Origin of the sequence: Pseudomonas triclosanedens (assembly GCF_026686735.1) — a bacterium.
In the GTDB taxonomy this organism is placed as follows: Bacteria; Pseudomonadota; Gammaproteobacteria; order Pseudomonadales; family Pseudomonadaceae; genus Pseudomonas; species Pseudomonas triclosanedens.
The window spans coordinates 4172958-4199375 of record NZ_CP113432.1 but is presented as its reverse complement, the minus strand read 5'-3'; the positions used below and the strand labels follow the sequence as shown (position 1 = coordinate 4199375).

The following is a 26418-nucleotide window of genomic DNA, read 5'->3' as shown; positions in this document are numbered from 1 at the left end:
CCATGAGCCAGGCCGCCTATACCGTCGTCATTCCCGCCCGCTACGCATCCACCCGCCTGCCCGGCAAGCCGCTGCAGGTCATTGCCGGCAAGCCCATGATCCAGCATGTCTGGGCACAGGCGTGCAAGAGTTCCGCCACCCAGGTGGTGGTTGCTACCGACGATGCGCGTATCCTCGATGCCTGCCAGGGCTTCGGTGCCCAGGCGGTGCTGACTCGCGCCGATCACAACTCTGGCACCGACCGTCTGGCGGAGGTCGCGGACGCACTGGGACTCGCCGACGACGCCATCGTGGTCAACGTGCAGGGCGACGAGCCGCTGGTGCCGCCATCGATCATCGATCAGGTGGCGGCCAACCTCGCGGCTCATCCGGAAGCGGGTATCGCCACGCTATGCGAAGAGATCCACGATCCGGCGGCGCTGTTCAACCCGAACATCGTCAAGGTGGTCAGCGACAAGAATGGCTTGGCGCTGACGTTCAGCCGCGCCACGTTGCCCTGGGCGCGCGATGCCTTCGCAGTCGACCGCGAAAGCCTGCCGGCCAATGTGCCTTACCGTCGCCACATCGGCATCTATGCCTACCGCGCGCGCTTCCTCCGCGATTTCGTGGCGTGGGGGCCATGCTGGCTGGAAGACACCGAGTGCCTGGAACAGTTGCGCGCGCTCTGGCACGGCGTGCGCATTCACGTCGCGGATGCTCTGGAGGCACCGCAGGCTGGTGTCGATACGCCGGAGGATCTGGAGCGCGTTCGGCGCATCCTGGGGGCCTGATGCGGGTTCTGTTCGTATGTCTCGGCAATATCTGCCGTTCGCCGACGGCGGAAGGGATCTTCCGCCATAAGGTTCGCGAAGCGGGATTGGATGAGCATGTCGAGATCGATTCCGCCGGCACTGGCGACTGGCATGTTGGCAAGGCGCCGGACGCGCGCTCCCGCGCTGCCGCGTTGCGCCGGGGATATGACCTGTCGAGCTTGAGGGCTCGACAGGTGAGCGTGACGGATTTTTCCCGCTATGATCTGATCCTCGCGATGGATCACGCCAATTTGCGTGATCTGAAGCATTTGCGGGCGGGGAGTGGCACGGCGGAGCTGGACCTTTTCCTGCGCCGCTACGAACTGGAGGTCGACGAGGTTCCCGATCCGTACAGTGGTGGCGAAGATGGCTTCGAGCATGTGCTGGACCTGGTCGAGCAGGCCTGCGAAAGGCTGCTGGTGGAAGTGAAGGGGCGCTTGTGACGCTGCAATTGCAAGAAAATCTGTCCCTCAAGCCCTACAACACCTTCGGTGTGGAAGTATCTGCGCGCTGGTTCGCCCAGGCTCACGACGATGCCGAGGTGCGCGAGGGGCTCGCCACCGCTGCCGGCAAGGGCTTGCCGTTGATGGTGATCGGTGGTGGCAGCAATCTGTTGCTTACTCGTGATGTCGAGGCGCTGGTGCTGCGCATGGCCTCCCGCGGAGCCCGAATCCTGAGCGACGACGGTGTGCGCGTGGTGGTCGAGGCGGAGGCTGGCGAGGTCTGGGACGACTTCGTGCGCTGGACGCTCGAGCAGGGGTTGGGGGGGCTGGAAAACCTGAGTCTGATTCCCGGTACAGTGGGTGCTGCGCCCATGCAGAACATTGGCGCCTACGGCGTCGAAATCAAGGATGTGTTCGTCAGCCTCACCGCGCTTGACCGGCAGAGCGGCGAACTGCGCGAGTTCGACCTGGGTGAGTGCGCTTTCGCCTATCGTGAAAGCCGTTTCAAGCGTGAGCCGGAGCGCTGGCTGATCCTGCGAGTGCGTTTCAGCTTGAGTCGCGCGCCGCAGTTGCGCCTGGATTACGGTCCGGTGCGCCAACGGCTGGCGGAGGAGGGGGGCGATACTCCAACTCCAGCAGACGTCTCTCGTGTGATCCGTGCGATTCGTCGTGAGAAGCTGCCTGATCCCGCGATTCTCGGAAATGCCGGCAGCTTCTTCAAGAATCCCGTCGTTACCGCTGGGGAGGCGGATGCGCTGCGCGCGCGCTTCAGCGATCTGGTGGCCTATCCGCAGGGCGACGGCCAGGTAAAGCTGGCCGCGGGCTGGCTGATCGACCGGGCGGGTTGGAAGGGCTTCCGTGACGGTGCGGTGGGTGTGCACGCGCAGCAGGCTTTGGTGCTGGTGAACTACGGTGGTGCTACAGGCGCTCAGTTGTACGCGTTGGCAGGACGTATCCGCGAGGATATTCGGCAGCGCTTTGGTGTCGATCTGGAGATGGAGCCGAATCTCTACTGACACTTGCTGGATCGACAGAAAAGGGATGCTTTGGCATCCCTTTTTTGTGCCTCTCGTTTCGCTATGCGTGCGAGCAGTCTGCGTTGAGGTTGGTGGGGCGACTTTCCGCAGGCAATAAAAAAGGGGATGCAGAGGCATCCCCTTCTTCAAGTCAGGAAGCTATCAGTTGTGGTGTTTTTCCACCACAGTACCTTCCGTTTCCTCGGTCTTCTCAGCCAGATCGTCAGCCGGTTGCTTGGCTTGCTCTGCAACTTCGGCTTCGTTCACCACTTCAGTTGCGGCGGCTTCCGCAGCCGGCTCGACCACAACTTCGGCCTCAGCGGCTTTTTCGACCGCGACTTCGGCGACCGGAGCTTGCTCTACCTGCGGAGCGGCTGCGGCTGCGGCAGCTGCTTCACGGGCCAGACGCTCCTGGCGACGACGTTCACGCGGGTCGTTGGAGGCGCGGCCAGTAGCGTTGGCCGGGATGGCAGGTGCTGCTGCCTCTTCGGCAGCAGCGGCTGGTGCTTCGACTTCTGCAGGGGCTTCTACCTTGGGCTCTTCGACCGGCTGAGCGACGACGGTTTCGAGCACGGTTTCGGCGGCCGGGGCAGGTTCTTCAGCGGCAGCGGAAACTGCTTCAACCACGGTTTCGCTGGCCTCGACCTGCGCTACCGGCTCTACAGTCTCGGGCTTGGCCAGGAACTCGATGGTCTGTTCCAGGGCGCTCTCGGTGCGAACGGCTTCGACGACGCCCGACTCCAGCGGCTGGGCTTCAACCGCAGCTTCGACAGCAGGCTGCTGCTCGACGGTAGCTTCAGCAGCAACGGCGGCGGTTGCGGCAACGACTGCTACGGCGGCGGCCGTACCCTCGGTGCTCTGCTCGGTCTCGCTGCCTTCTTCGCCAGCTACGCCATCTACACCAGCCTCACGCTGACGTTCACGACGGTTGCTGCGGCGGCGCTGGCCACGGGAACGGCGGCGCGGACGCTCGCCATCGGCGCCTTCCTGCTCGTCCTGCTGGTCCAGCAGTTCCTCGTTCGGCAGTTCTTCGGCTTCCAAGGCGGCAGCATCGCGGGCCTGACGGTCCTCGCGCGGCTGGCGCTCTTCACGCGGCTGACGTTCGGCGCGCTCGCGGCGCTCCTCACGCGGCTGGCGCTCTTCGCGGGCAGGGCGCTCGCCACGCTCTTCACGCGGCTGGCGTTCTTCACGCGGTTGACGCTCGGCACGTTCTTCACGCGGCTGGCGCTCCTCGCGGGGCTGACGCTCGGCGCGCTCTTCACGCGGCTGGCGTTCTTCGCGCGGTTGACGCTCTGCACGCTCCTCGCGGGGCTGACGTTCTTCACGCGGTTGACGTTCTGCACGATCTTCACGCGGCTGGCGCTCTTCGCGGGCGGGACGCTCAGTACGTTCGCCACGCTCGTCACGGCGACGTTCGCCACGCTCCTTGCGCTCGTCATCGCGGCGACCACCGTCGCGACGACGGTTCTGCTGGCGGCCGTTGCGACGCTCGCCCTGGCCTTCGCTACGCTCGGTGGCGGGCTTCTCGGCGGCGGCTTGCGGCTGCTCCGGCTTGCTACCAGCGAACAAGCTGACCAGCGACTTCACCAAGCCCTGGAACAGGCTCGGTTCCGGCATCGGCTTGGGCGGCTCGACAGGCGCCGGAGCGGTCTGCTGGGGAGCGGGGGCTTGCGGAGAAACGGTCTTCACTGCCGCTTCCTGGCGAACCAGGGTTCGGGTGGAGCTGATCGGCTGGACTTCCTCGTGCTCGATGTGGGCCATCTCGTAGCTGGACTGGCCAGCCAGCAGCTCGGGGCTGTCGTCACGCAGGCGCTGTACTTCGAAGTGCGGAGTTTCCAGATGGTCGTCCGGCAGGATGAAGATGCGCGCGCGGGTGCGCAGCTCGATCTTGGTGATGGCGTTGCGCTTCTCGTTGAGCAGGAAGGCTGCCACCTGGAAAGGTACGCGGGCGCGAACTTCGGCGGTGCGATCCTTCAGGGCTTCTTCTTCGATCAGGCGCAGGATTGCCAGCGACAGGGATTCGACGTCGCGGATGATGCCTTGGCCGTTGCAGCGCGGGCAGACAATGCCGCTGGTCTCGCCGAGGGACGGACGCAGGCGCTGGCGGGACATTTCCAGCAGGCCGAAGCGAGAGATGCGGCCGACCTGGACGCGGGCGCGGTCAGCCTCGAGGGCTTCGCGAACGCGCTCTTCCACGGCGCGTTGGTTCTTCGCCGGGGTCATGTCGATGAAATCGATGACGATCAGGCCGCCGATGTCACGCAGGCGCAGTTGGCGGGCGATTTCCTCGGCCGCCTCCAGGTTGGTCTGCAGCGCGGTTTCCTCGATGTCGCCGCCTTTGGTGGCGCGGGCCGAGTTGATGTCGATGGAAACCAGGGCTTCGGTCGGGTCGATCACGATGGAGCCGCCGGACGGCAGCTTCACTTCGCGCTGGAAGGCGGTCTCGATCTGGCTCTCGATCTGGAAGCGATTGAACAGCGGCACGCTGTCCTGATAGAGCTTCACCTTGCTCGCGTATTGCGGCATGACCTGACGGATGAAGTTAAGGGCTTCTTCCTGGGCGTCGAGGCTGTCGATCAGTACTTCGCCGATGTCCTGGCGCAGGTAGTCGCGGATGGCGCGGATGATGACGTTGCTTTCCTGGTAGATCAGGAACGGACCGCTACGCTCGCCGGAGGCTTCCTTGATGGCGCCCCACAACTGCAGCAGGTAGTCCAGGTCCCATTGCAGCTCTTCGGAGCTGCGGCCCAGGCCGGCGGTGCGGACGATAAGGCCCATGTCGCCGGGAACGTTCAGGCCGTTGAGGGCCTCACGCAGTTCGTTACGCTCCTCGCCCTCGATGCGGCGGGAAATGCCGCCGGCACGAGGATTGTTCGGCATCAGCACCAGGTAACGGCCGGCGAGGCTGATGAAGGTGGTCAGGGCCGCGCCCTTATTGCCACGCTCCTCTTTCTCGACCTGGACGATGACTTCCTGTCCCTCGCTGAGCACATCCTTGATATTGATGCGGCCTTCGGGGTTCTTCTTGAAGTATTCGCGGGAGATTTCTTTGAGGGGGAGGAAGCCGTGGCGTTCGGCGCCGAAGTCGACGAACGCGGCTTCGAGGCTGGGTTCGATGCGGGTGATGCGGCCCTTGTAGATATTGGCCTTCTTCTGCTCGCGCGCGCCGGACTCGATGTCCAGGTCGAACAGGCGTTGGCCGTCTACCAGCGCTACACGCAACTCCTCGGGTTGAGTTGCGTTGATCAGCATTCTTTTCATGTAGTACCAATGGTTTCCGGGGCCGCCGGAAACGGCAATCGGCACACACGACTCTCACGGTCGGTGCTCAGGCACGTACTCAGAGATGGCGGACCATCCCCGTGTCCAGCGACAAACGGCGAAATCTGCCGTGCCGCGACTACGTTTCCTGCTTGTCGAGTTAAGAACAAGCACTCATCAGGAGGAGGAATCGACTGTCAGATGCGGACGATGAAGTGCGTCTACGTTCAAGGCATGAAAGCAACGCAATCTGACAGTTGTGCATCTCCGCCCTGCACATTTCCCTAAGAGCCGGGTGCCGCTCGCTGAATCCGGAAGCGGGGTTGGCTTTTATCACGACTACCTTGGTGGCCGTGGTCATGTCTCAAGGCCTGGGTTTCGAGGCGCTGTCGGCGGGAGAATCGCTCATGCCGTTGCAACGCTTCAGGGGACTGCCTCGTGTCCGTTCAATGTGTTTGCAGGCGGTTGGGGACGGCGATTACGCGATCATCCGCGGACCTGGCCACTTTTGGCGGCCTCCCGAATATAGCAGCAATGATTAAGTGCTTCAATTGAATGAAAAATTGTTATTATATTGGGATGACGAATCCCACCCCTCCGACTTCCGGCGTTCAACTGCTTGAGGTCGCGCCGGAGTATGCCGGCCAACGTATCGACAACTTCCTCCGCACCCAGCTCAAGGGGGCGCCCAAAACCCTGATTTACCGCATTCTTCGCAAAGGTGAGGTGCGGGTGAATAAAGGCCGCATCAAACCCGAGTACAAGCTGCAGGCCGGTGACGTGGTGCGTGTGCCGCCGCTGCGCCTGGCTGAGCGCGACGAGCCGGTGCCGCTGGCTCAGGGGTTGCTGGAGCGCCTTGAGGCGGCGATTGTCTTCGAGGACAAGGCGCTGATCGTGGTGAACAAGCCCGCCGGTATTGCCGTGCATGGTGGAAGTGGTCTGAACTACGGTGTCATCGAGGCATTCCGGCAGCTGCGCCCGGAATGCAAGGATCTGGAGCTGGTGCATCGTCTGGATCGCGACACTTCTGGTCTGCTGATGATCGCCAAGAAGCGCAGCATGCTGCGACACCTGCACGATGCCCTGCGTAGTGAGCGGGTGGTGGACAAGCGCTACCATGCGTTGGTGCGCGGCAATTGGCCTGCGGCGAAGAAGCAGGTTGCCGTTCCGTTGCTGAAGAACAACCTGCGCTCTGGCGAGCGTATGGTGGAAGTAAATCCCGAAGGCAAGGAGGCGCTGACCGAGTTCAAGGTGCTGCGCCGTTTCGGTGATTTCGCCACGCTGGTAGAGGCTCGGCCGATTACTGGTCGCACCCATCAGATTCGAGTGCATGCCAAGCATGCCGGTCACTCCATTGCCGGTGATCCGAAGTACGGCGACGAGGAGTTCTCTCGCGAGATTCGCGAGCTGGGCGGCAAGCGCCTGTTCCTGCATTCGGCGCACCTGCGCGTGCCGATGCCCGATGGCTCGGTGCTGGAGTTGGATGCGCAGGTCGATGAAGTCTGGCTGCGCACCCTGGAGCGTCTGGATGCGTGAGTACTCCCTGCTGATCTTCGATTGGGACGGCACGCTGGTGGATTCCATTGGCCGCATCGTCGAGGCGATGCGTGTCGCCGCGGCCAACTCCGGTCTTCCTGAGCGCAGCGATGCGGCCATCAAGGGCATAATCGGGCTTGGCTTGCCTGAGGCAATCCAGACCCTCTATCCCGAAGTGGAGGAAGGAGATCCGCTGGATCGCTTCCGGCGAGATTACGGGGAGCATTATCTGAGTCTGGAGGTGCGCCCCTCGCCGCTATTCCCTGGTGTTGCCGAGGCGATGGCTGAGTTCCGTGATGCTGGCTATCGGCTGGCGGTCGCTACCGGCAAGAACCGCCGAGGGCTTGACCGCGTGCTGGCCGGGCAGGGATGGACGGACTTCTTCGATATCACTCGTGCTGCTGATGAGTCGGCTAGCAAGCCGGATCCTCGAATGTTGCACGAGATACTCGGGCACTGTCGGGTCGATGCGCGAAACGCGCTGATGGTTGGGGATTCGCCATTCGATCTGGAAATGGCTCGTCGCGCCGGCATGGATTCGGTGGCGGTGGGTTATGGTGCGCAGTCTCTGGATGTGTTGCGAGATTATGCTCCGGCTCTGGAGGTCGAACATTTCAATGAGTTGCGCGCCTGGCTGGCTGCCGGTCGTGCTTCCGGGTCCTTGCTCGAGGTAGGTAACGATGTCGGATGAATGGAAGGCTGAGGAATCCAGGGTGGGTGACGACAAGAGCTGGAAGTTGCTGGAAAAGGCCGTGCTGGCTGGAGTTCAGGAGCAGCGTCGTGCGCGGCGCTGGGGGATTTTCTTCAAGCTGTTGACATTCCTTTACCTGTTCGTGGCGCTGGCGCTTTTCAGCCCGCTGAGCGGTTTGTCCAAGTCGGCGTCTCGTAGTGCCAGCCATACCGCGCTCATCGAGGTCAAAGGCATGATTGCCGATGATGAGCCGGCGAGTGCCGATAATGTGGTCGGCGCTTTGCGCAAGGCGTTCGAGGATGCGGGAACCAAGGGTATCGTGCTGCGAATCAATAGCCCTGGTGGCAGTCCTGTACAATCCGGCTATATCTACGATGAAATCAAGCGTCTGCGTGCTGAGCATCCGGATATCAAGGTTTATGCCGTAATTAGCGATCTGGGGGCTTCGGGGGCTTACTATATCGCCAGCGCTGCCGATCAGATCTACGCGGACAAGGCCAGTCTGGTCGGCTCCATTGGTGTCACTGCTGCGACCTTCGGGTTCGTCGGTACGATGGAGAAGCTGGGTGTGGATCGCCGTGTCTATACCTCGGGGGAGCACAAGGCTTTTCTCGATCCCTTCCAGCCGCAGAAGGCGGATGAGACCGCCTTCTGGCAGAACGTCTTGGATACGACTCACAAGCAGTTCATCGATAGCGTGAAGAAGGGGCGTGGTGATCGCCTGAAGGACAAGGATCACCCGGAATTGTTCTCCGGCTTGATCTGGTCTGGCGAGCAGGCTCTGCAGCTTGGGTTGATCGATGGGCTGGGTAGCTCCAGCTATGTGGCTCGTGAGGTGATCAAGGAGAAGGAGTTGGTGGATTACACCGTCCAGGAGACTCCGTTCGATCGCTTCGCCAAAAAGCTGGGGGCTAGTGTTGCCGAGCGCCTGGCGCTTTGGATGGGCTGGCAGGGGCCGGCACTGCGCTGAGCTCTCCCTCCTTTATATATCAAGAAAGCCCGGCAAACGCTGTCGGGCTTTTCTTTTCAGGGGATCAGTATCTGCTCGGCGAGCAGCATGTCGACCAGGCGTATCAGTGGGAGGCCTACCAGGCTGGTGGCGTCCTCGCCTTCGGTGGAGCGGAACAGGCTGACGCCCAGGCCTTCGGCCTTGAAACTGCCTGCGCAGTCGAAGGGTTGTTCTGCTTCCAGGTAGCGGCGGATGCGAGCGTCGTCCAGGGGGCGAAAATGTACGGTGAACGGCACATGATCGACCTGGCAGTGTCCGCTGCGGCTGTTCAGGACGCAGAGTCCAGTGAGGAAGCTGACGCTGCTGCCGCTGGCGGCTTTAAGTTGCTCGGTGGCGCGTTCTATGGTGTGTGGTTTTCCGAGAATCAGGCTTCCGTTCACTGCGGCTTGATCGGAGCCGATGATCAGGTGGTTGGGGTAGCGCCGGCTAAGTGCGCGAGCTTTGCTTTCTGCCAGACGGCAAACCAGTTGCTGGGCGCTCTCGCCGTCGAGCGGGCTTTCGTCGATGTCAGGGCTGGCGCATTCGAATGGCAGGCGCAGGCGCTGCAATAATTCTCGGCGGTAGGGTGAGCTGGATGCAAGGATCAGTGGCAGCATGGCGAACTCCTTCGGAAGGTCGCCGCGATTCTAGCGAAAAGGGCTGTCCATACAGCGGTTTATGGCTAATTTCCTTTGACAGCTTCGGGTGCATCCCTATAATGGCGCGCTTATGTTGAATGGACCGATACCACCTCACGTTGATCCGCGCAAACTTGTAGAGCGCGCCGCCACCCTCGAGGGTGAGCTGCCGATCGCCAGGATGCCCCGTCTCAACGAGCAACTGACCAGCAGTGATGGCGGCGTGCACGCGAAGTTTTCTTTCTTCCGTGACGAGCAGAAGCTGGCGGTCATGCACGTCGAACTCGACGCCGAGGTGAGCATGGTATGCCAGCGCTGCCTGGAGCCGGCCAACTTCCATGTGGGTGGTGAGTATGATTACGTCATCATCCCGGAAGGCAAGTCGATCGAGGACCTGCCCAGTGGCTACGATGCGCTGGAGGTGGGGGATGACCCCATCGACCTGACCTCGCTGGTCGAGGACGAGTTGCTGCTCGCCTTGCCCATCGTGCCGGTCCATGACCCTGAGGATTGCCAGCAGCCGGTGGGATACGCAACAGCGCCCGAACCGAGCGAGAACGTTGAAGAGCGGCCAAACCCCTTCAGTGTACTGGCGCAGTTGAAGCGTGACCCAAACGTTTAGGAGTTAATCAATCATGGCTGTTCAGCAGAACAAAAAATCCCGTTCCGCTCGTGACATGCGTCGTTCCCACGATGCTCTGGACGCAAGCGCTCTGTCCGTGGAAAAGAGCACCGGTGAAGTTCACCTGCGTCACCACGTCTCCCCGGACGGTTTCTATCGCGGCCGTAAGGTCGTAGACAAGGGCTCCGACGAGTAATCCTTGTCCGCGCCAATCATCGCGATTGATGCAATGGGTGGGGACTACGGTCCCCACTGCATTGTTCCGGCCTGTATTTCTTTTCTGGCCGAGTACTCCTCTCTTCAGCTGGTCCTTGTCGGCCAAGCTCCTCTGATCGAAGAACACCTGCGCGAACTGTCTCCAGTCGAGCGTCAGCGCGTACATGTTCACCATGCCAGCGAACTCATCACGATGGATGAGCGACCTTCACAGGCGCTGCGTGGCAAACCCGATTCGTCCATGCGCGTAGCCCTCGAACTGGTTCGGGATGGCAAGGCTGATGCCTGCGTCAGTGCTGGTAACACTGGTGCGCTGATGGCGCTTTCCCGTTATCTATTGAAGACATTGCCGGGGATCGATCGCCCTGCGATGGTTACGGCCGTGCCTACCCAGGCTGGCCATTGCCATCTGCTCGATCTGGGGGCGAATGTTGATTGCAGTGCCGAACACCTTTATCAGTTCGCCATCATGGGGGCCGTCGCTGCGGAGGCGCTCGGCAAGGAGCGGCCGCGAGTTGCCCTGTTGAATGTCGGAACCGAAGATGTCAAGGGTAACCAGCAGGTCAAGTTGGCGGCGAGTCTTCTTCAGCAGGCGCGTGGCGTGAACTACATCGGTTACATAGAGGGCGACGGCCTCTATCGCGGATTGGCGGATGTTGTTGTGTGCGACGGTTTTGTCGGCAATATCCTGCTCAAGTCCAGCGAGGGTCTGGCGGCTATGGTGGCGTCCCGTCTGGAGGAGCTTTTCTCGTCCAGCTTGCCGGCACGGGCGGTGGGGTTGATGGCGATGCCATTCCTTCGCCGCTTGCGTGCCGACCTTACGCCTTCGCAGCACAATGGTGCGAGTTTCCTGGGTTTGCAGGGGATCGTAGTGAAGAGTCACGGCAGTGCGAAGGAGGATGGAATCCAGAGCGCATTGCGCCGGGCGCTGCTTGAGGTTCGCGAAAATCTGCCCCAGCGGCTGCATGGCCGGCTGGAATATCTGCTCTGATAGGGGCGTCGATGTTGCGCATTGCGCGTAGCAATGCGCGAAGAAGACGTATTGGATAGACAGCATTCAATGTGTCTTGATGTGAAACGCCGCCGGATCCTGATGTGACCGCGGCTGTTGGGCCGTCATCCAACTGTCAGTTCAATGCGCCAGGCTCTCGCCGGCGTTATCCATTTGACGAAACAGACAAAAGGGACCTGTTGCAATGTCCGCATCCCTCGCCTTCGTATTTCCCGGTCAAGGTTCGCAATCCCTCGGCATGCTTGCCGAGCTGGGTGCGCAGCACGCCATCGTGCGTGAAACCTTTGCCGAAGCTTCCTCCGCCCTGGGGTATGACCTCTGGGTGCTGGTCCAGGATGGCCCTGAAGGGCGCCTGAACCAGACCGACAAGACCCAGCCGGCCATTCTGACCGCGTCCATCGCCTTGTGGCGTCTGTGGCAGGCGGAGGGTGGTGCGCAGCCAGCCTTTGTTGCGGGTCATAGCCTGGGCGAGTATTCCGCTCTTGTGGCTGCCGGCAGCCTTGCTTTCGTCGATGCGGTGAAGTTGGTGGAGCGCCGTGGCCAGTTGATGCAGGAAGCCGTCCCGGCCGGGACTGGTGGTATGGCGGCGATTCTTGGGCTGGAAGACGCCGATGTTCTGGCGGCCTGTGCCGAGGCTGCCCTGGGTGAAGTGGTGAGTGCCGTGAATTTCAACGCGCCGGGCCAGGTCGTTATCGCTGGCGCAGCCAAGGCGGTCGAGCGTGCGATCGAGGGCTGCAAGGCGCGTGGCGCCAAGCGTGCCGTGGCGCTGCCGGTTAGCGTGCCGTCGCACTGCGATCTGATGCGTCCAGCCGCCGAGCGGTTTGCCGAGGCTATCGACGCCGTGGAGTGGCACATACCGAAAATCGCCCTGGTGCAGAACGTGTCTGCCCAGGTTCCTGCCGATCTGGCAGCGCTGAAGCGTGACCTGCTGGCCCAGTTGTACAGCCCGGTTCGTTGGGTCGAGAGTGTCCAGCTGCTGGCCGAAAAGGGCGTCACCGATCTGGTTGAGTGCGGCCCGGGCAAGGTTCTTGCCGGTTTGAACAAGCGTTGCGCCAAGGGCGTGACCACCCACAATCTGGATTCCGCCGATGCCCTTGCGGCCACTCGCGCGGCGCTGGCTTGAACAGGAGATAACACATGAGTCTGCAAGGTAAGGTCGCACTGGTTACCGGTGCTAGCCGCGGCATCGGCCAGGCTATCGCCCTGGAGCTGGGTCGCATGGGGGCCACCGTGATCGGCACCGCCACCAGCGAATCCGGCGCGCAGAAGATTTCCGAGTATCTCAAGGCCAACGGCATTCAAGGATCGGGCATGGTGCTCGATGTATCCAATGACGAATCCGTGGCCAATACCCTTGAGGCCATTCAGAAAGAGGCTGGTGCTCCGCTGATCGTCGTCAATAATGCTGGTATCACTCGCGATAATCTGCTGATGCGGATGAAAGATGACGAGTGGTTCGATGTAGTGAACACCAACCTGAACAGCCTGTACCGTCTGTCGAAAGCAGTGCTGCGCGGCATGACCAAGGCTCGTTGGGGCCGCATCATCAGCATTGGATCGGTGGTCGGTGCGATGGGCAACGCCGGACAGACCAATTACGCCGCTGCGAAGGCCGGTCTTGAAGGCTTCACCCGCGCTCTGGCGCGCGAAGTAGGTTCCCGTGCTATCACTGTCAACGCGGTCGCTCCGGGCTTCATCGATACCGATATGACCCGTGAACTTCCGGAGGCTCAACGTGAAGCATTGCTCGGTCAGATTCCGCTGGGTCGACTGGGGCAAGCCGAAGAGATCGCCAAAGTGGTAGCATTCCTCGCTTCCGAGGGCGCAGCTTATGTAACGGGTGCCACGGTACCGGTGAATGGCGGAATGTACATGAGCTGATGTGACGTGATCCTTCGTGGCGATGTCATATGCGCTGTCTGAAGTTCTCCAAGCGTTGTGATGCTGGAATAGACAGAGCATCTGGATTGCCGGGATGGGGCGTCAGCGTTCAGCTTGAAATGCAGAAAACCCTTTCTATACACTTACCCGCAGCCCAGCTGTACGGATTGTCCATAGGAGTGAAAACAAGGTATGAGCACCATCGAAGAACGCGTCAAGAAGATCGTTGCTGAGCAACTCGGCGTTAAGGAAGAAGAAGTCACCAACAGCGCTTCCTTCGTCGAAGACCTGGGCGCCGACTCCCTTGACACCGTTGAGCTGGTGATGGCTCTGGAAGAGGAATTCGAGACCGAAATCCCCGACGAGCAAGCCGAAAAGATCACCACCGTTCAGGAAGCCATCGACTACATCGTTGCCCACCAGGCATAAGATGTAGTCGTCGGTTCCCCGACGAAAGAAGCCGCACGGCCTGCAAAGGCGTGCGGCTTTTCTTTAACGCCGGCCCCGAGCCGGCGTTATTGCCGTGAAACCGTTAAAGAGGAAGTCACAGTGTCGCGTAGACGCGTAGTCATCACCGGCATGGGCATGCTGTCGCCCTTGGGTGTGGATGTGCCGAGCAGTTGGGAGGGCATTCTCGCCGGGCGCAGTGGTATCGCCCCGATCGAACATATGGATTTGTCCGCCTTCTCTACCCGCTTCGGCGGCTCGGTGAAGGGGTTCGACGTCGAGCAGTACATGTCCGCCAAGGAAGCTCGCAAACTCGACCTGTTCATCCAGTATGGCCTGGCTGCCAGCTACCAGGCTGTGCGCGACTCCGGCCTGGAAGTCACCGACGCCAACCGTGAGCGCATTGGCGTAGCCATCGGCTCGGGCATCGGTGGTCTGACCAACATCGAAAACACCTGCCGTTCGCTGTTCGAGCAGGGCCCGCGGCGCATTTCGCCGTTCTTCGTGCCAGGCTCGGTCATCAACATGGTTTCCGGGTTCCTGTCGATCAACCTCGGTCTGCAGGGCCCTAACTACGCTATTACCACTGCCTGCACCACCGGCACCCACAATATCGGCATGGCTGCGCGCAATATCGCCTACGGCGATGCTGACGTGATGGTGGCCGGCGGGTCTGAAATGGCGGCTTGTGGTCTTGGTCTGGGCGGCTTCGGTGCCGCTCGTGCGCTATCCACCCGCAACGACGAGCCGACCAAGGCCAGTCGTCCGTGGGACCAGGATCGCGATGGCTTCGTGCTCTCCGACGGTGCCGGCGCACTGGTGCTGGAAGAATTGGAGCACGCCAAGGCTCGTGGCGCGCACATCTATGCGGAAATCGTGGGTTTCGGCATGAGCGGCGATGCGTTCCACATGACCGCTCCGCCGGAAGACGGTGCTGGTGCCGCGCGCTGCATGAAAGCTGCGCTGCGTGACGCGGGGCTGAATCCTGAGCAGGTCGACTACATCAATGCCCACGGTACTTCGACTCCAGCCGGCGACATCGCGGAGATATCCGCGGTGAAGTCGATCTTCGGCGACCACGCCTACAAGCTGTCGATGAGCTCCACCAAGTCCATGACCGGCCACCTGCTGGGCGCCGCCGGTGCGGTCGAGGCGATCTTCAGCGTGCTCGCGCTGCGCGATCAAGTGGCGCCGCCGACCATCAACCTGGATAACCCAAGTGAGGGCTGCGACCTCGACCTGGTCGCTCATCAGGCCAAGGAGCGTCCGATCGACGTCGCCCTGTCCAACTCCTTCGGCTTTGGTGGCACCAACGGTTCCCTGGTGTTCCGCCGGTTCCACGGCTGATGCTGAGCTGGATCGACGGCCAGAGCGCCGAGGCCCTGTCCGCGCGCGATCGCGGGCTGGCCTACGGCGATGGGCTGTTCGAGACCATCCGCGTGTCCGCAGGCCGTCCGCGTCTGCTGGCACGCCATCTTGCGAGGCTGGGGGAGGGTGTCCGGCGTCTCTGCTTGCCAGTATCTCTTGATCTCGTCGAAGACGAACTCCTTCGCTTCTCTGCTGCGCTCGGTGACGGCGTCGCCAAGCTGATGCTGACCCGTGGCGACGGCGCGCGCGGCTACGCGCCGCAGGCTGATGCCCGAGTGCGCCGCGTGCTGCTGGCCTCGCCGGTGCCGGCTTACCCAGATAAGAACCGCGAGGAGGGCGTCAAGCTTTTCCCCTGTGCCTCGCGGCTGGCCGAGCAACCCTTGCTTGCCGGCCTCAAGCACCTCAATCGCTTGGAGCAGGTCCTCGCGCGCGCCGAATGGAGCGACCCCGCGTTCGCGGAAGGATTGATGCGCGATGTTTCCGGTCGTGTCATCGAGGGCGTGTTCAGCAACCTGTTCCTTGTTCGTGGCGGCCAATTGATCACCGCCGAACTGACTCGTTGCGGCGTTGCCGGGGTAATGCGGGCTGAGCTGCTCGACCGCGCGCCGGAGCTGGGCATGCCGGTCATCGTTCGCGACATTGACTTCGCCGAACTGCAGCAGGCCGATGAGGTCTTTCTCTGCAACAGCCTCTACGGTATCTGGCCGGTGCGCAGTGCCGCTGGACATGCTTGGCCGGTCGGCCCGCTGACCCGTAAACTGCAAGGCCAACTTCGCGAACTTCTGGATTCCTGACACGTGATGCGCAAATTGCTGGTGCTGCTGGAAGGCGGCCTGCTGCTGGCCGGGCTCATGCTTGGCCTGGCTGCCTGGGAGCAGTATCGTGCGCTGCAACAGCCGCTCCAGCTCACCGAGGAACGCCTGCTCGACGCTCCTTCCGGCGCCACGCCGGGAGGTCTGCTGACTCGACTGCAGGACGAGGATGTACTGCACGGTGCCTTCTGGCTGCGCCTTTACTGGCGCTTCAATCTCTCCGGCGAAGCGCTGCACAGTGGCGAGTACCGTTTGAAACCGGGCATGACCGCATACGAGATGCTTGAGCTGTGGCGCGATGGCGAAGTCGTGCAGTACGGTCTGACTCTGGTGGAAGGCTGGACTTTCCGCCAGGTGCGCGAACTGCTCGCCCGCCAGCCCAAGCTCGACCAGACCCTGAACGGCCTCAGTGACGCCGATGTCATGGCCCGCCTGGGCAAGCCCGGCGTATTCCCGGAAGGCCGCTTCTTCCCCGATACCTATCGCTTCGTCCGTGGCACCAAGGACATCGATATCCTCAAGCATGCCTACCAGCGCATGGACAGCATTCTTGCGGAGGAGTGGAACAGGCGTGGCGACGATCTTCCGTACAAGGACTCCTATCAGGCGTTGATCATGGCCTCGCTGGTCGAGAAGGAAACCGGCGTACCGCAGGAGCGTGGGCAGATTGCCGGTGTCTTCGTCCGGCGCCTGCAGAAAAACATGCTGCTGCAGACCGACCCTACCGTCATCTACGGCATGGGCGAGCGGTATAGCGGCAAGATCACTCGCGCCGACCTGCGCGAGGCTACGCCCTACAACACCTACGTGGTTGCCGGCCTGCCGCCTACGCCCATCGCTCTGCCGGGACGTGAGGCGATCCACGCGGCGCTTAACCCGGTGCCGGGACAGAGCCTGTATTTCGTGGCGCGTGGTGACGGCAGCCATACATTCTCCGACAACCTCGACGACCATAACCGGGCTGTCCAACAGTTCCAGATCAAGCGCCGTGCCGATTACCGCTCCAGTCCGGCGCCAACTCCTACGCCGGCAGCGGATGCGCCCGCCGCGCAGTAGTCGTAACGACCAAGGAGAGCCGATTGACCGCTCCGTTCATCACCTGCGCTATCGCGCGTCGCCGTAAGCTGGAGCCTCTGCATGGCTGATATCTACCCCTGGCAGAAGGGCGTGTGGGCGCAGCTCAGCGGTCGCGCGCGGCACGCACACGCCTATCTTCTGCATGGTCCGGCTGGCATCGGCAAGCGCGTGCTGGCGGAAAACCTGGCGCATTTCCTGCTCTGCCAGAAGCCTTCGTCCGGTGTCGCCTGCGGTCAGTGCAAGGCTTGCCAATTACTCAGCGCAGGTACCCACCCGGACTATTTCCTGCTCGAACCGGAGGAGCCGGAGAAGCCCATTCGGGTCGACCAGGTTCGTGAGTTGGTCGATTTCGTGGTGCAGACTGCGCAGTTGGGGGGGCGCAAGGTGGTATTGCTGGAACCGGCGGAGGCGATGAACCTGAATGCCGCCAACGCGCTGCTCAAGAGCCTTGAGGAGCCGTCCGGCGACACCGTGCTGCTGCTGATCAGTCATCAGCCAAGCCGACTTCTGCCGACCATCAAGAGCCGCTGCGTCCAGCAGGCTTGTCCGCAGCCAAACGCCCAGCAGAGTCGCGACTGGCTGGCGAAGGCGCTGCCGGATGAGTCCGCGGAAATTCTTGATGAGTTGTTGGTTCTGGCTGGCGGCTCGCCGCTCACCGCGATGCGCCTGCACGGGCAGGGTGTGCGCGAACAGCGCGCGCAGGTGGTGGATGGGGTGAAAAAGCTGCTAAAGCAGCAGATTGCGCCAAGTCAGTTGGCCGAAAGCTGGAACGCGATACCTTTGCCCCTGTTGTTCGACTGGTTCTGTGACTGGGCGTTGTTGACCCTACGCTTCCAGTTGTCGCGTGACGAAGCTGGCCTCGGGCTGGTCGATATGCGCAAAGTGGTGCAGTACCTCGCCGAAAAATCCTCACAGCGCAAGGTGCTGGCCATCCAGGACTGGCTGCTCGCCCAGCGACAGAAAGTTCTAAACAAGGCCAATCTCAATCGTGGCTTGCTTCTCGAAGCCTTGCTCGTGCAGTGGGCAAGCCTCCCCGGGCCGGGCTAGAATCCGCCCATCGGATAACTGCTAGGACAGCTGAATGAGCTTGCCACCGAATCTGGGTCCGCGTAACGGAATTCTGTCCCTGACCATCAAGGACAAATCCGTGCTGTATGCCGCCTACATGCCGTTCATTCGCAACGGTGGGCTGTTCATTCCTACCAACAAGACCTACAAGCTGGGCGATGAAGTCTTCATGCTGCTCAATCTGATGGATGAGCCGGAGAAGATTCCTGTCGCCGGTAAGGTGGTCTGGATCACGCCAAAGGGCGCTCAGGGCAACCGTGCCGCGGGTATCGGCGTGCAGTTCAACGATGGCGACAACACCGCACGCAACAAGATAGAAACCTATCTGGCCGGTGCGCTGAAGTCGGATCGACCGACCCACACCATGTAGAATTCGCAAGCTGTAAAGGCTGCACGCACGAAGCGCCCGAAAGGGCGCTTCGTCATTTTCCGGAGAACGTTTCATGCTGGTCGATTCCCACTGCCACCTTGATCGCCTTGATCTCGCTGCCCACGACGGGTCGCTGGACGCCGCGCTGGACGCCGCCCGGGCGCGAGGTGTGAGCCAGTTCCTGTGCATCGGCGTCAGTGCGGACAATGCCAGGGCTGTGAAAGACCTGGCCGACCGTTATGCCGACGTTCACTGTTCGGTTGGCGTCCATCCGCTGGACCTCGAGCCGGGCAGTGCGCCCGCCCTGGACTGGCTGCTGAGCGAACTGAACCATCCGCGCGTGGTCGCCATTGGCGAAACTGGCCTGGACTATCACTACGAGCCGGAGGCCGCCGAGTTGCAGCAAGATGCATTCCGTCTGCATCTGGAGGCGGCGAAGGTCACCGGCAAACCGGTCATCGTGCACACTCGCGAGGCACGTACCGATACGCTGGCGCTGCTGCGTGAGGCCGCGTTGCCGCAGGCGGGCGTGCTGCACTGCTTCACCGAGGATTGGGAAATGGCCAAGGCTGCGCTGGATATCGGTTTCTACATCTCGCTGTCTGGTATCGTCACCTTCCGCAATGCCGAGCAATTGCGCGAGGTGGCCCGCCAGGTACCGGCGGATCGCCTGCTGGTGGAAACCGATTCTCCATACCTCGCGCCGGTGCCGCACCGTGGCAAGCCAAACCTGCCCGAGTACGTGCGCGATGTCGCCGAGTACCTGGCTGTGCTGCGTGGCGTGACGTTCGACACCCTGGCCGAGCAGACCACCGCAAACTTCCGCCGCCTGTTCCCACTGGCCAGTTGATTGCACTTGTCGACGGATTACAAAAATCACGCGCAAAAAAAACCCGGGTTCTGGGGGATGAATCCGGGTCAAGACCATTAGGAGTGTAACAATAAGGTACGCGATCCTCGGTACCTTCACCGGCAGGGCACTTGGGGGGAGATGCCGCGCACCGGTATCTACAAGTATTGGTCAAGATGCCGCGGCTGCCACAGAGCGCCGAGTGTTTTTTAAACGGATTTGGAATACATCACAGCTGGCTGAGCACCTGGGTTCATTCCCGCGCCAGATTGGCGATCAGCGCCAGGGTTTCGTCTATCACCGACGCCGGCGTGTAGAAATGGGGTGAGATGCGAATGCCGGCGCCACGCTGGATGCACACCACCTGCTCACGGCGCAGTCTTTCCAGGAGCCGCGCATTGTCCCATCCGTCGAGGCTGAAGGTCAGGATACCGGCTCGCCGTTCGGGATTCTGCGGGCTGTGCAGGCGGGCGGCGGAGATTCGGGTCAGGCCGTCCTGGAACTGCTGGACACGTTCCTCCACCAGGGTGCCGACCCTGTCCATGCCGACTTCTTCCAGCAGGCTCAGGCTGGCGTTCAGCGCTACGGCACCCAGCATGTTCGGACTGCCGCATTCGAAGCGGCGTGCGCTGCGCGCCGGCTGCCACTCGGCCAGGTCGTAGTTGCCGGCGTTTTCCAGCATGTGCCAGCCATATTCGTGCAGCGCCAGTTGCTCCCTTTCGGCGGCTCGGCAATAGAAGACTCCCAGGCCTTCCGGACCGAGCAACCACTTGTGACCGTCGGCCATTGCGAATGCGCAGTCGTAAGCCTGCACATCGAAGGGCTGGGCGCCGAGCTGCTGGATCGCGTCGATGCAGAACAGCACTCCACGCTTGCGACAGCCAGCGCCCAGGCGCTCAAGGTCCATGCGCAGGCCGCTGGCGTATTGCACGGCGCTGATAGATAGCAGGCGGGTACGCGGCGTGCAGGCGGCGAGCAGGTCGCCTTCAGGATTCTCGCCGTCCAGATTCACCTGCAGGATTTCGACTCCCCGCGGTTTCAGAGCCTCCCACACGACTCGGTTGGAGGGAAATTCCTGATCGCTGATTACTACTTGGTCTCCGGCTCGCCAGTCCAGACCAAAGGCCACGAAAGACAGGGCTTCAGAAGTGTTCTTTACCAGCGCGATGTCGCCAGTGGTCTGCGCGTTGAGCAGATGAGCCAGGCGTTCGCGCAGGCTCTTCTCTATGTTCAGCCATTGCGGGTAGTCGCGAGCGCCGATCTGGATGTTCTCCCTGGCGAATGCCGCAACGGCGTCCGCCGCGCGTTTCGGCCAGGGCGCCACGGCAGCGTGGTTGAGATAGCGCAGGCCGGTTTCGTGGGGAAATTCGTGAGAAAAGCTAATCATGTCGGATGATCCGTGCAATTTGGCGCTGAATAGGCATAATACGCGGCTTCGAATTTTGACTATTTTTGACCGAACAGTCTTTTTATGCAGAAAGAGCCGCGCAAGGTTCGCGAATTCCGCCGTCGCGAACAGGAAATCCTCGACACCGCCCTCAAACTGTTCCTGGAGCAGGGCGAAGACAGTGTCACGGTCGAAATGATCGCCGATGCCGTGGGCATCGGCAAAGGCACCATCTATAAGCATTTCAAGTCCAAGGCCGAGATCTACCTGCGGCTGATGCTGGACTACGAGCGCGACCTCGCCGCGCTGTTCCACTCCGAGGACGTCGCGCGAGACAAGGAACGCCTGTCGCGTGCGTATTTCGAGTTCCGCATGCGCGATCCGCAGCGCTACCGCCTGTTCGACCGTCTGGAGGAGAAGGTCGTGAAGACCAGTCAGGTCCCAGAGATGGTCGAGGAGCTGCACAAGATCCGCGAATCCAACTTCGAGCGCCTGAGCCAGTTGATCAAGGAGCGCATCGCGGCGGGCAAGTTGGAAGACGTCCCGGCGTATTTCCACTATTGCGCAGCCTGGGCGCTCGTGCATGGCGCCGTGGCCCTCTACCATTCGCCATTCTGGCGCGAGGTGCTCGAAGATCAGGAAGGCTTCTTCCAGTTCCTCATGGATATCGGCGTACGCATGGGCAACAAGCGCAAGCGCGAAGGCGATACCCCGGCGGGCTGAGCCCCGTTGTCATCGTCGCGGCGGGGCGTCAGCCGCAGGCGGAGATATACTTGCCAAGTAAACTCCGCCGGAGCCGCACATGATTGTCGACCGCCAAGGCAGGCGCTTCCGCAACCTGCGGGTCAGCCTGACCGCCGCTTGCAACTATGCCTGCACCTACTGCGTGCCGGACGGCAAGCGTTTGGTCGCCGCGCAGGATGAGCTGTCGGCCGACGCCTTGGTGCGCGGCGTCGCCTACCTGATTGAGGCCGCAGGTATCGAGCGGCTCCGCATTACCGGTGGCGAGCCGCTGGTCAGTCCCAAGCTGGATTCTTTCCTCCACGGCGTCAGTCGCCTGGGGCTGCGCGATATCAGCCTTACCTCCAACGGCCAACTGCTCTCGTGCAAGCTACCTCTATTGCTGGATTGCGGCATTCGCCGGCTGAACGTCTCGCTCGATACCCTGGATGCCGATGCATTCCGCAGAATTGCCCGTGGCGGTGATCTGGCGACGGTACTCAAAGGGCTAGACGAAGCGCGTTCCGCCGGCCTGAAGGTCAAGCTGAACATGGTGCCGTTGCGTGGGCAGAACCTTGATCAGGTCGTGCCGCTACTCGACTACTGCCTTGAGCACGGCTTCGAGCTGCGCTTCATCGAGTTGATGCGCATGGGGCACCTTGCCCGCGATCCGAATGGCTTCAGCCAGCAGTTCGTCAGTATGCCGGAGCTGCTCGAATTGATCGGCGAAGGGCACTCCTACGTGCAGGCCGATGCGCCGGTGGATGCCACCGCTTTGCGCTACGAGGTGCCTGGGCGGGGATTCTTCGGGATAATCGCCAACGAAAGCGTGCCGTTCTGCCGTACCTGTTCGAGGCTGCGCCTGTCGTCGACCGGCTGGCTGCACGGCTGTCTGTCGTCGAGCAACCGCCACTACGTCGGCGACCTGCTGGACAAGCCGCGCCATCAGGCGCTCCCGGCGCTGCAGCGGCTGCTGGTACGCGCACTGGCGGACAAGCAGGAGGTTGCCTTCTCCGGCGGCGTTACCATTATGAAGATCATCGGCGGCTGAGATTGCCCCCTAACCTGATTAGCCCATGCCCAACGAATTCCCCATTTCCTATATCGAGCCGGTATTCCGGCCGCCGAGCGAAGCGCATTCGCTGATTCTGCCGGTAACCAACGGTTGCTCCTGGAATCACTGCGGTTTCTGCGAGATGTACACGCAGCCGCAGAAGAAATTCCGGGCACGTGATGAGGCGCAAGTATTGGAGGAAATCCGTCGCTGTGGCGAGCAACTGATCGTTCAGCGGGTATTCCTGGCCGATGGCGATGCGCTGGTACTGCCGACGCGCAGGCTGCTTGACATCCTGTGCGCCATCCGCGAGCACATGCCAGGGGTAGAGCGGGTTTCCAGCTATTGTTTGCCACGCAATCTGCGCAGGAAGTCCGTCGAGGAGCTACGCGAGCTTGCGGATGCCGGTTTGCGGATGGCCTATGTAGGTGCCGAGTCCGGTGACGATGAAGTCCTGATGCGGGTGAACAAGGGCGAGACCTACGCTTCCACCCTCGATGCGCTGCAAAAATTGGGCGAGGCGGGGATCAAGCGCTCTGTGATGATTCTCAACGGCCTGGGTGGCAGCACATTGAGCGAACAGCATGCGGATAACTCGGCGCGCCTGATGAACGAGGCGCAGCCGGAATTCCTGTCGACGCTGGTAGTGAGTTTCCCGACTGGCGAGGCGCGCTTTCGTGAGGGCTTCCCTGACTTCCAGCCGTTGTCGCAGACCCAGCTATTCGTCGAGATCGAGCGCCTGTTGAGCGCGCTGGAACTGCGCGATACCGTGTTCCGCAGCGATCATGCCTCCAACTACCTTGTTCTCAAGGGGGTTCTGGGGGCGGACAAGGAGCGGCTGTTGGGCCAGGTTCGCCAGGCTATCGAGCAGCCGCAGCGCGCGCATCTGCGCCAGGAATGGCAGCGCGGCCTGTGATGGCGCGGAAGCTGCATTGCACGTCCGAATGCCGGTTTTTCGTCACCGGTCGTGGAGATTTTGCATGCGCTACCTGCTGTTGATCCTCGCAGCCGCCGCATTGGGCGGCTGCATGAACCCCAGCGATATGGCCAGCGGGACCGATTACTACCTGCGTGATTCGGGCTTCCTCGATCACAGCCAGACCCGCAGGACGGGGAACTGGCGCCTGCAGCCAGACTCATTCATCTATATCGCCCAAGGGCCGTTCGTGCCGCCAGGGCATCCTTATGCGCGACCCAACGTTGTCGCGGAAGAGGCCTTCAAGGGCTTCGTCGAGTACTTCCCGATGGTGCGCCGCGCCAAAACCCCGCTAGGGTTGGAGGGCGCCATGAAGGAGGCGAGGGCGGTGGGGGCCAATTATCTGCTCTACACCCGCTTTGCGCGCGGCGAGGACAACGTCGGCAACTACGAAGAGTACGAGGACACCGACAACGCTGTGGGGCGCGACCGTAGCGTGATACAGGTGATGCTCATCGAGACCGGCACCCGTTATCTGGTGGATAGCGCAACCGTCCGCAGCCGCGGCGGTTTTCTGACATTCTATGATGCCAGTCCCGACGACCTGATCGGGCCACCGCTGGAAGACTACGCCCGCAGCCTGCTGGGTGTGAAGACGCGTGAGGAGTACCAATGACCGATCCAGGCAAGGCCGGCGACCTGCTGGCGCAGATACCCGCCAGCAAGGACAAGGGGTTGCCGCCGGTGCACCTGTGGAACCCGGAATGTTGCGGTGACATCGACATGCGCATTGCCCGCGACGGCACCTGGTATTACCTGGGCACGCCGATCGGGCGCAAGCCAATGGTGCGGCTGTTCTCCACCATCATCCGCCGCGATGGCGACGACTATTTCCTGGTGACTCCTGTGGAGAAGTGCGGGATCACCGTCGATGACGCGCCCTTCGTCGCGGTGACCCTGGCAGTCGAAGGGAAGGGCGAGCAGCAGGTGCTGCGCTTTACCACTAACGTCGATGATGAAGTAGTGGCTGATGCCGGGCATCCGATTCGCGTCGAACTTGACCCGCAGACCCAGGAGCCGTCGCCTTACCTGTTGGTGCGAGTGAACCTGGAGGCGCTGATCCACCGCAATGTGTTCTACCAGTTGGTGGAACTGGCGGTTTCCCGTGAAATCGACGGGGTCGAGTGGCTGGGGGTCTGGAGTTCGGGAGAGTTCTTCCCCATCGCTCCGCAGCCGTGACTTGTGGGTCTGAACGCGTCCGGTAGTTCCTGTCTGGATTCGCTACAACTTTTTCGAACGTGCAAAAAAGGCTCCCGAGGGAGCCTTTTTCGTTACCGCCAATGTATTACATGTTGGGGTAGTTCGGACCGCCGGTACCTTCCGGTGCTACCCAGGTGATGTTCTGGGCCGGGTCCTTGATGTCGCAGGTCTTGCAGTGCACGCAGTTCTGCGCGTTGATCTGGAAGCGCTTGCTGCCGTCGTCGTTGCTCACTACTTCGTACACGCCGGCCGGGCAATAACGCTGCGCGGGCTCGTCGTAGAGCGGCAGGTTCTTGGCGATCGGGGTGCTCGGGTCGGTCAGCTTCAGGTGAATCGGCTGGTCTTCCTCGTGGTTGGTGTTGGAGAGGAACACCGAGGAGAGCTTGTCGAAGCTGATTTTGCCGTCCGGCTTCGGGTAGTCGATCTTCGGTGCTTCGCTGGCCTTCTTCAGGGTCGCGTAGTCCGGCGTCGTATCGTGCAGGGTGAACGGAATCTTGCCGCCGAAGATGTTCTGGTCGATGAAGTTGAAGGCACCGCCACCGATGGCGCCGAACTTGTGCATCGCCGGGCCGAAATTGCGGCTGCGGAACAGCTCGTCGTACAGCCAGCTGCCCTTGAACGCATCGACATAGTTGGTCAGCTCGTCACCGCCTTCACGGCCAGCGAACAGCGCTTCGGCAACCGAATCGGCGGCCAGCATGCCGGACTTCATGGCGGTGTGGCTGCCCTTGATCTTGGCGAAGTTCAGGGTGCCCAGGTCGCAACCGATCAGCGCGCCGCCAGGGAAGACCATCTTCGGCAGCGAATTCAGGCCGCCCTTGCAGATGGCGCGGGCGCCATAAGCGACGCGCTTGCCGCCTTCCAGGTATTGCTTGATCACCGGGTGGTGCTTGTAGCGCTGGAACTCGTCGAACGGCGACAGGTGCGGGTTGGTGTAGGACAGGTCGATGATCAGGCCAACCACCACCTGGTTATTTTCCAGGTGATAGAGGAAGGAACCGCCCGGGTTCTCGTCGTTCAGTGGCCAGCCGGCGGTGTGCACCACCAGGCCCTGCTCGTGCTTGGCCGGGTCGATGTCCCAGATTTCCTTGATGCCGATGCCGTAGTGCTGGGCGTCGGCTTCGCTGTCGAGCTTGTACTTTTTGATCAGCTGCTTGCCGATGTGGCCACGGCAGCCTTCGGCGAACAGGGTGTACTTGGCGCGCAGTTCCATGCCTGGGGTGTAGTAACCCTCTTTCGGATTGCCTTCGCGGTCGACGCCCAAATCACCGGTGACGATGCCGCGCACCACGCCATTTTCGTCGATCAGCGCTTCCTGGGCGGCGAAGCCCGGGTAGATCTCGACGCCCAGGCCTTCGGCCTGCTGGGCCAGCCAGCGGCACAGGTTGCCCAGGGAGATGATGTAGTTGCCTTCGTTGTGCATGGTCTTGGGCACGAAGAAGTTCGGCACCTTGGCCGCCGCTTCCGGGCTCTTCAGCACATAGATGTCGTCACGCTTGACCGGGGTGTTCAGCGGCGCTTCGAGCTCTTTCCAGTTGGGGAACAGCTCGTTGAGCGCGCGGGGCTCGAACACGGCGCCGGAGAGGATGTGGGCGCCCACTTCGGAACCCTTCTCGACCACACAGACGCTGATTTCCTGACCGGCGTCGGCGGCCTTCTGTTTCAGTCGGCAAGCGGCGGACAGACCGGCAGGGCCGGCGCCGACGATGACGACGTCGAATTCCATAAATTCGCGTTCCACTATCGATCTCTCCTGAATCAAGGCTCTGGGCATTTTGTAGGTATTGGGTTGGGCGTGCCCCCACCCAGTAAGAGCGGGGCGCATTATAGCTAGACCTGTTGCGATATCTAAACCCTTTATCGGTTGCAATACAAACGTTTGTTTGAAATGCGCGCAAGCCTGATAGAATCGGGGTCCGCGGCTTATGAAGGGGTATTTTCGTGTATTGACCAGCCAAGGCGATGCGGTCAAGATACCTGCGGTTTTGCGGTCG

27 protein-coding genes are annotated in these 26418 nt (G+C 61.7%); 23 read left to right on the top strand and 4 right to left on the bottom strand.

Features of this window, described 5'->3' with window-relative positions:
• Nucleotides 1-2 precede the first annotated feature (2 nt).
• Genes kdsB through murB form a run of 3 tightly spaced genes read left to right on the top strand, consistent with a single transcriptional unit; the run spans nt 3 to nt 2250 of the window.
• A complete protein-coding gene (kdsB, locus tag OU419_RS19475) occupies nt 3-770 on the top strand; it encodes a 3-deoxy-manno-octulosonate cytidylyltransferase (protein ID WP_254475072.1) in 768 nt (255 codons plus the stop codon).
• Nucleotides 770-1234: a low molecular weight protein-tyrosine-phosphatase gene (locus OU419_RS19470; RefSeq protein ID WP_254475074.1), complete on the top strand. Its 465-nt coding sequence runs from the start codon at nt 770-772 to the stop codon at nt 1232-1234. Before kdsB ends, OU419_RS19470 begins: the two co-directional genes overlap by 1 nt.
• Nucleotides 1231-2250, top strand: a complete 1020-nt coding sequence (gene murB / locus OU419_RS19465; protein WP_254475076.1) for a UDP-N-acetylmuramate dehydrogenase — start codon at nt 1231-1233, stop codon at nt 2248-2250. Before OU419_RS19470 ends, murB begins: the two co-directional genes overlap by 4 nt.
• 162 nt (nt 2251-2412) lie before the next feature.
• On the opposite strand, the gene rne is transcribed toward murB, so the two are convergent.
• Complete coding sequence (rne, locus tag OU419_RS19460; RefSeq protein WP_254475078.1) at nt 2413-5511, bottom strand: ribonuclease E; 3099 nt, start codon at nt 5509-5511, stop codon at nt 2413-2415.
• 579 nt (nt 5512-6090) lie between these two features.
• Here rne and rluC point away from each other — a divergent pair.
• The 3 genes from rluC to sppA are packed head-to-tail and all read left to right on the top strand — an operon-like array spanning nt 6091 to nt 8708.
• On the top strand, nt 6091-7047 hold the full coding sequence (gene rluC / locus OU419_RS19455; protein WP_254475080.1) for a 23S rRNA pseudouridine(955/2504/2580) synthase RluC: 957 nt from the start codon (nt 6091-6093) through the stop codon (nt 7045-7047).
• On the top strand, nt 7040-7738 hold the full coding sequence (locus OU419_RS19450; RefSeq protein ID WP_254475082.1) for an HAD-IIIA family hydrolase: 699 nt from the start codon (nt 7040-7042) through the stop codon (nt 7736-7738). The genes rluC and OU419_RS19450 overlap by 8 nt, the downstream gene beginning before the upstream one ends.
• Nucleotides 7728-8708 carry a signal peptide peptidase SppA gene (sppA, locus tag OU419_RS19445; RefSeq protein WP_254475084.1) on the top strand — a complete coding sequence of 327 codons (981 nt, stop codon included), beginning with the start codon at nt 7728-7730 and terminating at the stop codon, nt 8706-8708. Before OU419_RS19450 ends, sppA begins: the two co-directional genes overlap by 11 nt.
• 56 nt (nt 8709-8764) lie before the next feature.
• Here the strand turns inward: sppA and OU419_RS19440 are convergent, their stop codons facing one another.
• Nucleotides 8765-9343 carry a Maf family protein gene (locus OU419_RS19440; protein ID WP_254475086.1) on the bottom strand — a complete coding sequence of 193 codons (579 nt, stop codon included), beginning with the start codon at nt 9341-9343 and terminating at the stop codon, nt 8765-8767.
• 112 nt (nt 9344-9455) lie between these two features.
• On the opposite strand from OU419_RS19440, the gene OU419_RS19435 reads away from it, so the two are divergent.
• From OU419_RS19435 to OU419_RS19380, 12 genes are all read left to right on the top strand, one after another.
• Nucleotides 9456-9986 (top strand): YceD family protein, encoded by a 531-nt coding sequence (locus OU419_RS19435; protein ID WP_254475088.1) that lies wholly within the window; start codon nt 9456-9458, stop codon nt 9984-9986.
• 13 nt (nt 9987-9999) lie between these two features.
• Nucleotides 10000-10182, top strand: a complete 183-nt coding sequence (gene rpmF / locus OU419_RS19430) for a 50S ribosomal protein L32 (protein ID WP_184586892.1) — start codon at nt 10000-10002, stop codon at nt 10180-10182.
• Between the two features lie 3 nt (nt 10183-10185).
• Complete coding sequence (gene plsX / locus OU419_RS19425) at nt 10186-11193, top strand: phosphate acyltransferase PlsX (protein WP_302329055.1); 1008 nt, start codon at nt 10186-10188, stop codon at nt 11191-11193.
• Between the two features lie 205 nt (nt 11194-11398).
• Nucleotides 11399-12337, top strand: coding sequence for an ACP S-malonyltransferase (fabD, locus tag OU419_RS19420; RefSeq protein WP_254475090.1), 939 nt, complete (start codon nt 11399-11401; stop codon nt 12335-12337).
• 14 nt (nt 12338-12351) lie between these two features.
• The gene (fabG, locus tag OU419_RS19415) at nt 12352-13095 is read left to right on the top strand and encodes a 3-oxoacyl-ACP reductase FabG (protein WP_254475091.1); all 744 of its coding nucleotides are present in this window, start codon (nt 12352-12354) and stop codon (nt 13093-13095) included.
• A 192-nt stretch (nt 13096-13287) separates the two neighbouring features.
• Nucleotides 13288-13524: an acyl carrier protein gene (gene acpP, locus OU419_RS19410; protein WP_015477931.1), complete on the top strand. Its 237-nt coding sequence runs from the start codon at nt 13288-13290 to the stop codon at nt 13522-13524.
• Nucleotides 13525-13644: 120 nt separating this feature from the next.
• Nucleotides 13645-14889, top strand: a complete 1245-nt coding sequence (gene fabF / locus OU419_RS19405) for a beta-ketoacyl-ACP synthase II (protein WP_254475093.1) — start codon at nt 13645-13647, stop codon at nt 14887-14889.
• Nucleotides 14889-15704, top strand: a complete 816-nt coding sequence (gene pabC, locus OU419_RS19400; RefSeq protein ID WP_254475095.1) for an aminodeoxychorismate lyase — start codon at nt 14889-14891, stop codon at nt 15702-15704. The genes fabF and pabC overlap by 1 nt, the downstream gene beginning before the upstream one ends.
• 6 nt (nt 15705-15710) lie before the next feature.
• Complete coding sequence (mltG, locus tag OU419_RS19395) at nt 15711-16778, top strand: endolytic transglycosylase MltG (RefSeq protein WP_254475138.1); 1068 nt, start codon at nt 15711-15713, stop codon at nt 16776-16778.
• Between the two features lie 81 nt (nt 16779-16859).
• Nucleotides 16860-17846, top strand: a complete 987-nt coding sequence (locus OU419_RS19390) for a DNA polymerase III subunit delta' (protein WP_254475098.1) — start codon at nt 16860-16862, stop codon at nt 17844-17846.
• Nucleotides 17847-17880: 34 nt separating this feature from the next.
• Entirely contained in the window at nt 17881-18237 is a 357-nt protein-coding gene (locus OU419_RS19385) for a PilZ domain-containing protein (RefSeq protein WP_009621447.1), read from the top strand.
• A gap of 73 nt (nt 18238-18310) precedes the next feature.
• On the top strand, nt 18311-19087 hold the full coding sequence (locus tag OU419_RS19380; protein ID WP_254475100.1) for a TatD family hydrolase: 777 nt from the start codon (nt 18311-18313) through the stop codon (nt 19085-19087).
• Between the two features lie 253 nt (nt 19088-19340).
• Here OU419_RS19380 and OU419_RS19375 read toward each other — a convergent pair whose 3' ends face one another.
• A complete protein-coding gene (locus OU419_RS19375; RefSeq protein WP_254475102.1) occupies nt 19341-20474 on the bottom strand; it encodes an aminotransferase class V-fold PLP-dependent enzyme in 1134 nt (377 codons plus the stop codon).
• Nucleotides 20475-20558: 84 nt separating this feature from the next.
• Between OU419_RS19375 and OU419_RS19370 the strand changes: the two genes are divergently transcribed.
• From OU419_RS19370 to OU419_RS19350, 5 genes are all read left to right on the top strand, one after another.
• Nucleotides 20559-21197 (top strand): TetR/AcrR family transcriptional regulator, encoded by a 639-nt coding sequence (locus OU419_RS19370; protein WP_254475104.1) that lies wholly within the window; start codon nt 20559-20561, stop codon nt 21195-21197.
• Nucleotides 21198-21276: 79 nt separating this feature from the next.
• Nucleotides 21277-22245 (top strand): GTP 3',8-cyclase MoaA, encoded by a 969-nt coding sequence (locus OU419_RS19365; RefSeq protein ID WP_254475106.1) that lies wholly within the window; start codon nt 21277-21279, stop codon nt 22243-22245.
• A 25-nt stretch (nt 22246-22270) separates the two neighbouring features.
• Nucleotides 22271-23164 (top strand): radical SAM protein, encoded by an 894-nt coding sequence (locus tag OU419_RS19360; protein WP_254475108.1) that lies wholly within the window; start codon nt 22271-22273, stop codon nt 23162-23164.
• 64 nt (nt 23165-23228) lie between these two features.
• Nucleotides 23229-23840, top strand: coding sequence for a DUF4823 domain-containing protein (locus OU419_RS19355; RefSeq protein WP_254475110.1), 612 nt, complete (start codon nt 23229-23231; stop codon nt 23838-23840).
• Entirely contained in the window at nt 23837-24403 is a 567-nt protein-coding gene (locus OU419_RS19350; protein WP_254475112.1) for a DUF1285 domain-containing protein, read from the top strand. The genes OU419_RS19355 and OU419_RS19350 overlap by 4 nt, the downstream gene beginning before the upstream one ends.
• 106 nt (nt 24404-24509) lie before the next feature.
• Here the strand turns inward: OU419_RS19350 and OU419_RS19345 are convergent, their stop codons facing one another.
• The gene (locus OU419_RS19345) at nt 24510-26165 is read right to left on the bottom strand and encodes an electron transfer flavoprotein-ubiquinone oxidoreductase (protein WP_254475114.1); all 1656 of its coding nucleotides are present in this window, start codon (nt 26163-26165) and stop codon (nt 24510-24512) included.
• Nucleotides 26166-26418: the final 253 nt, after the last annotated feature.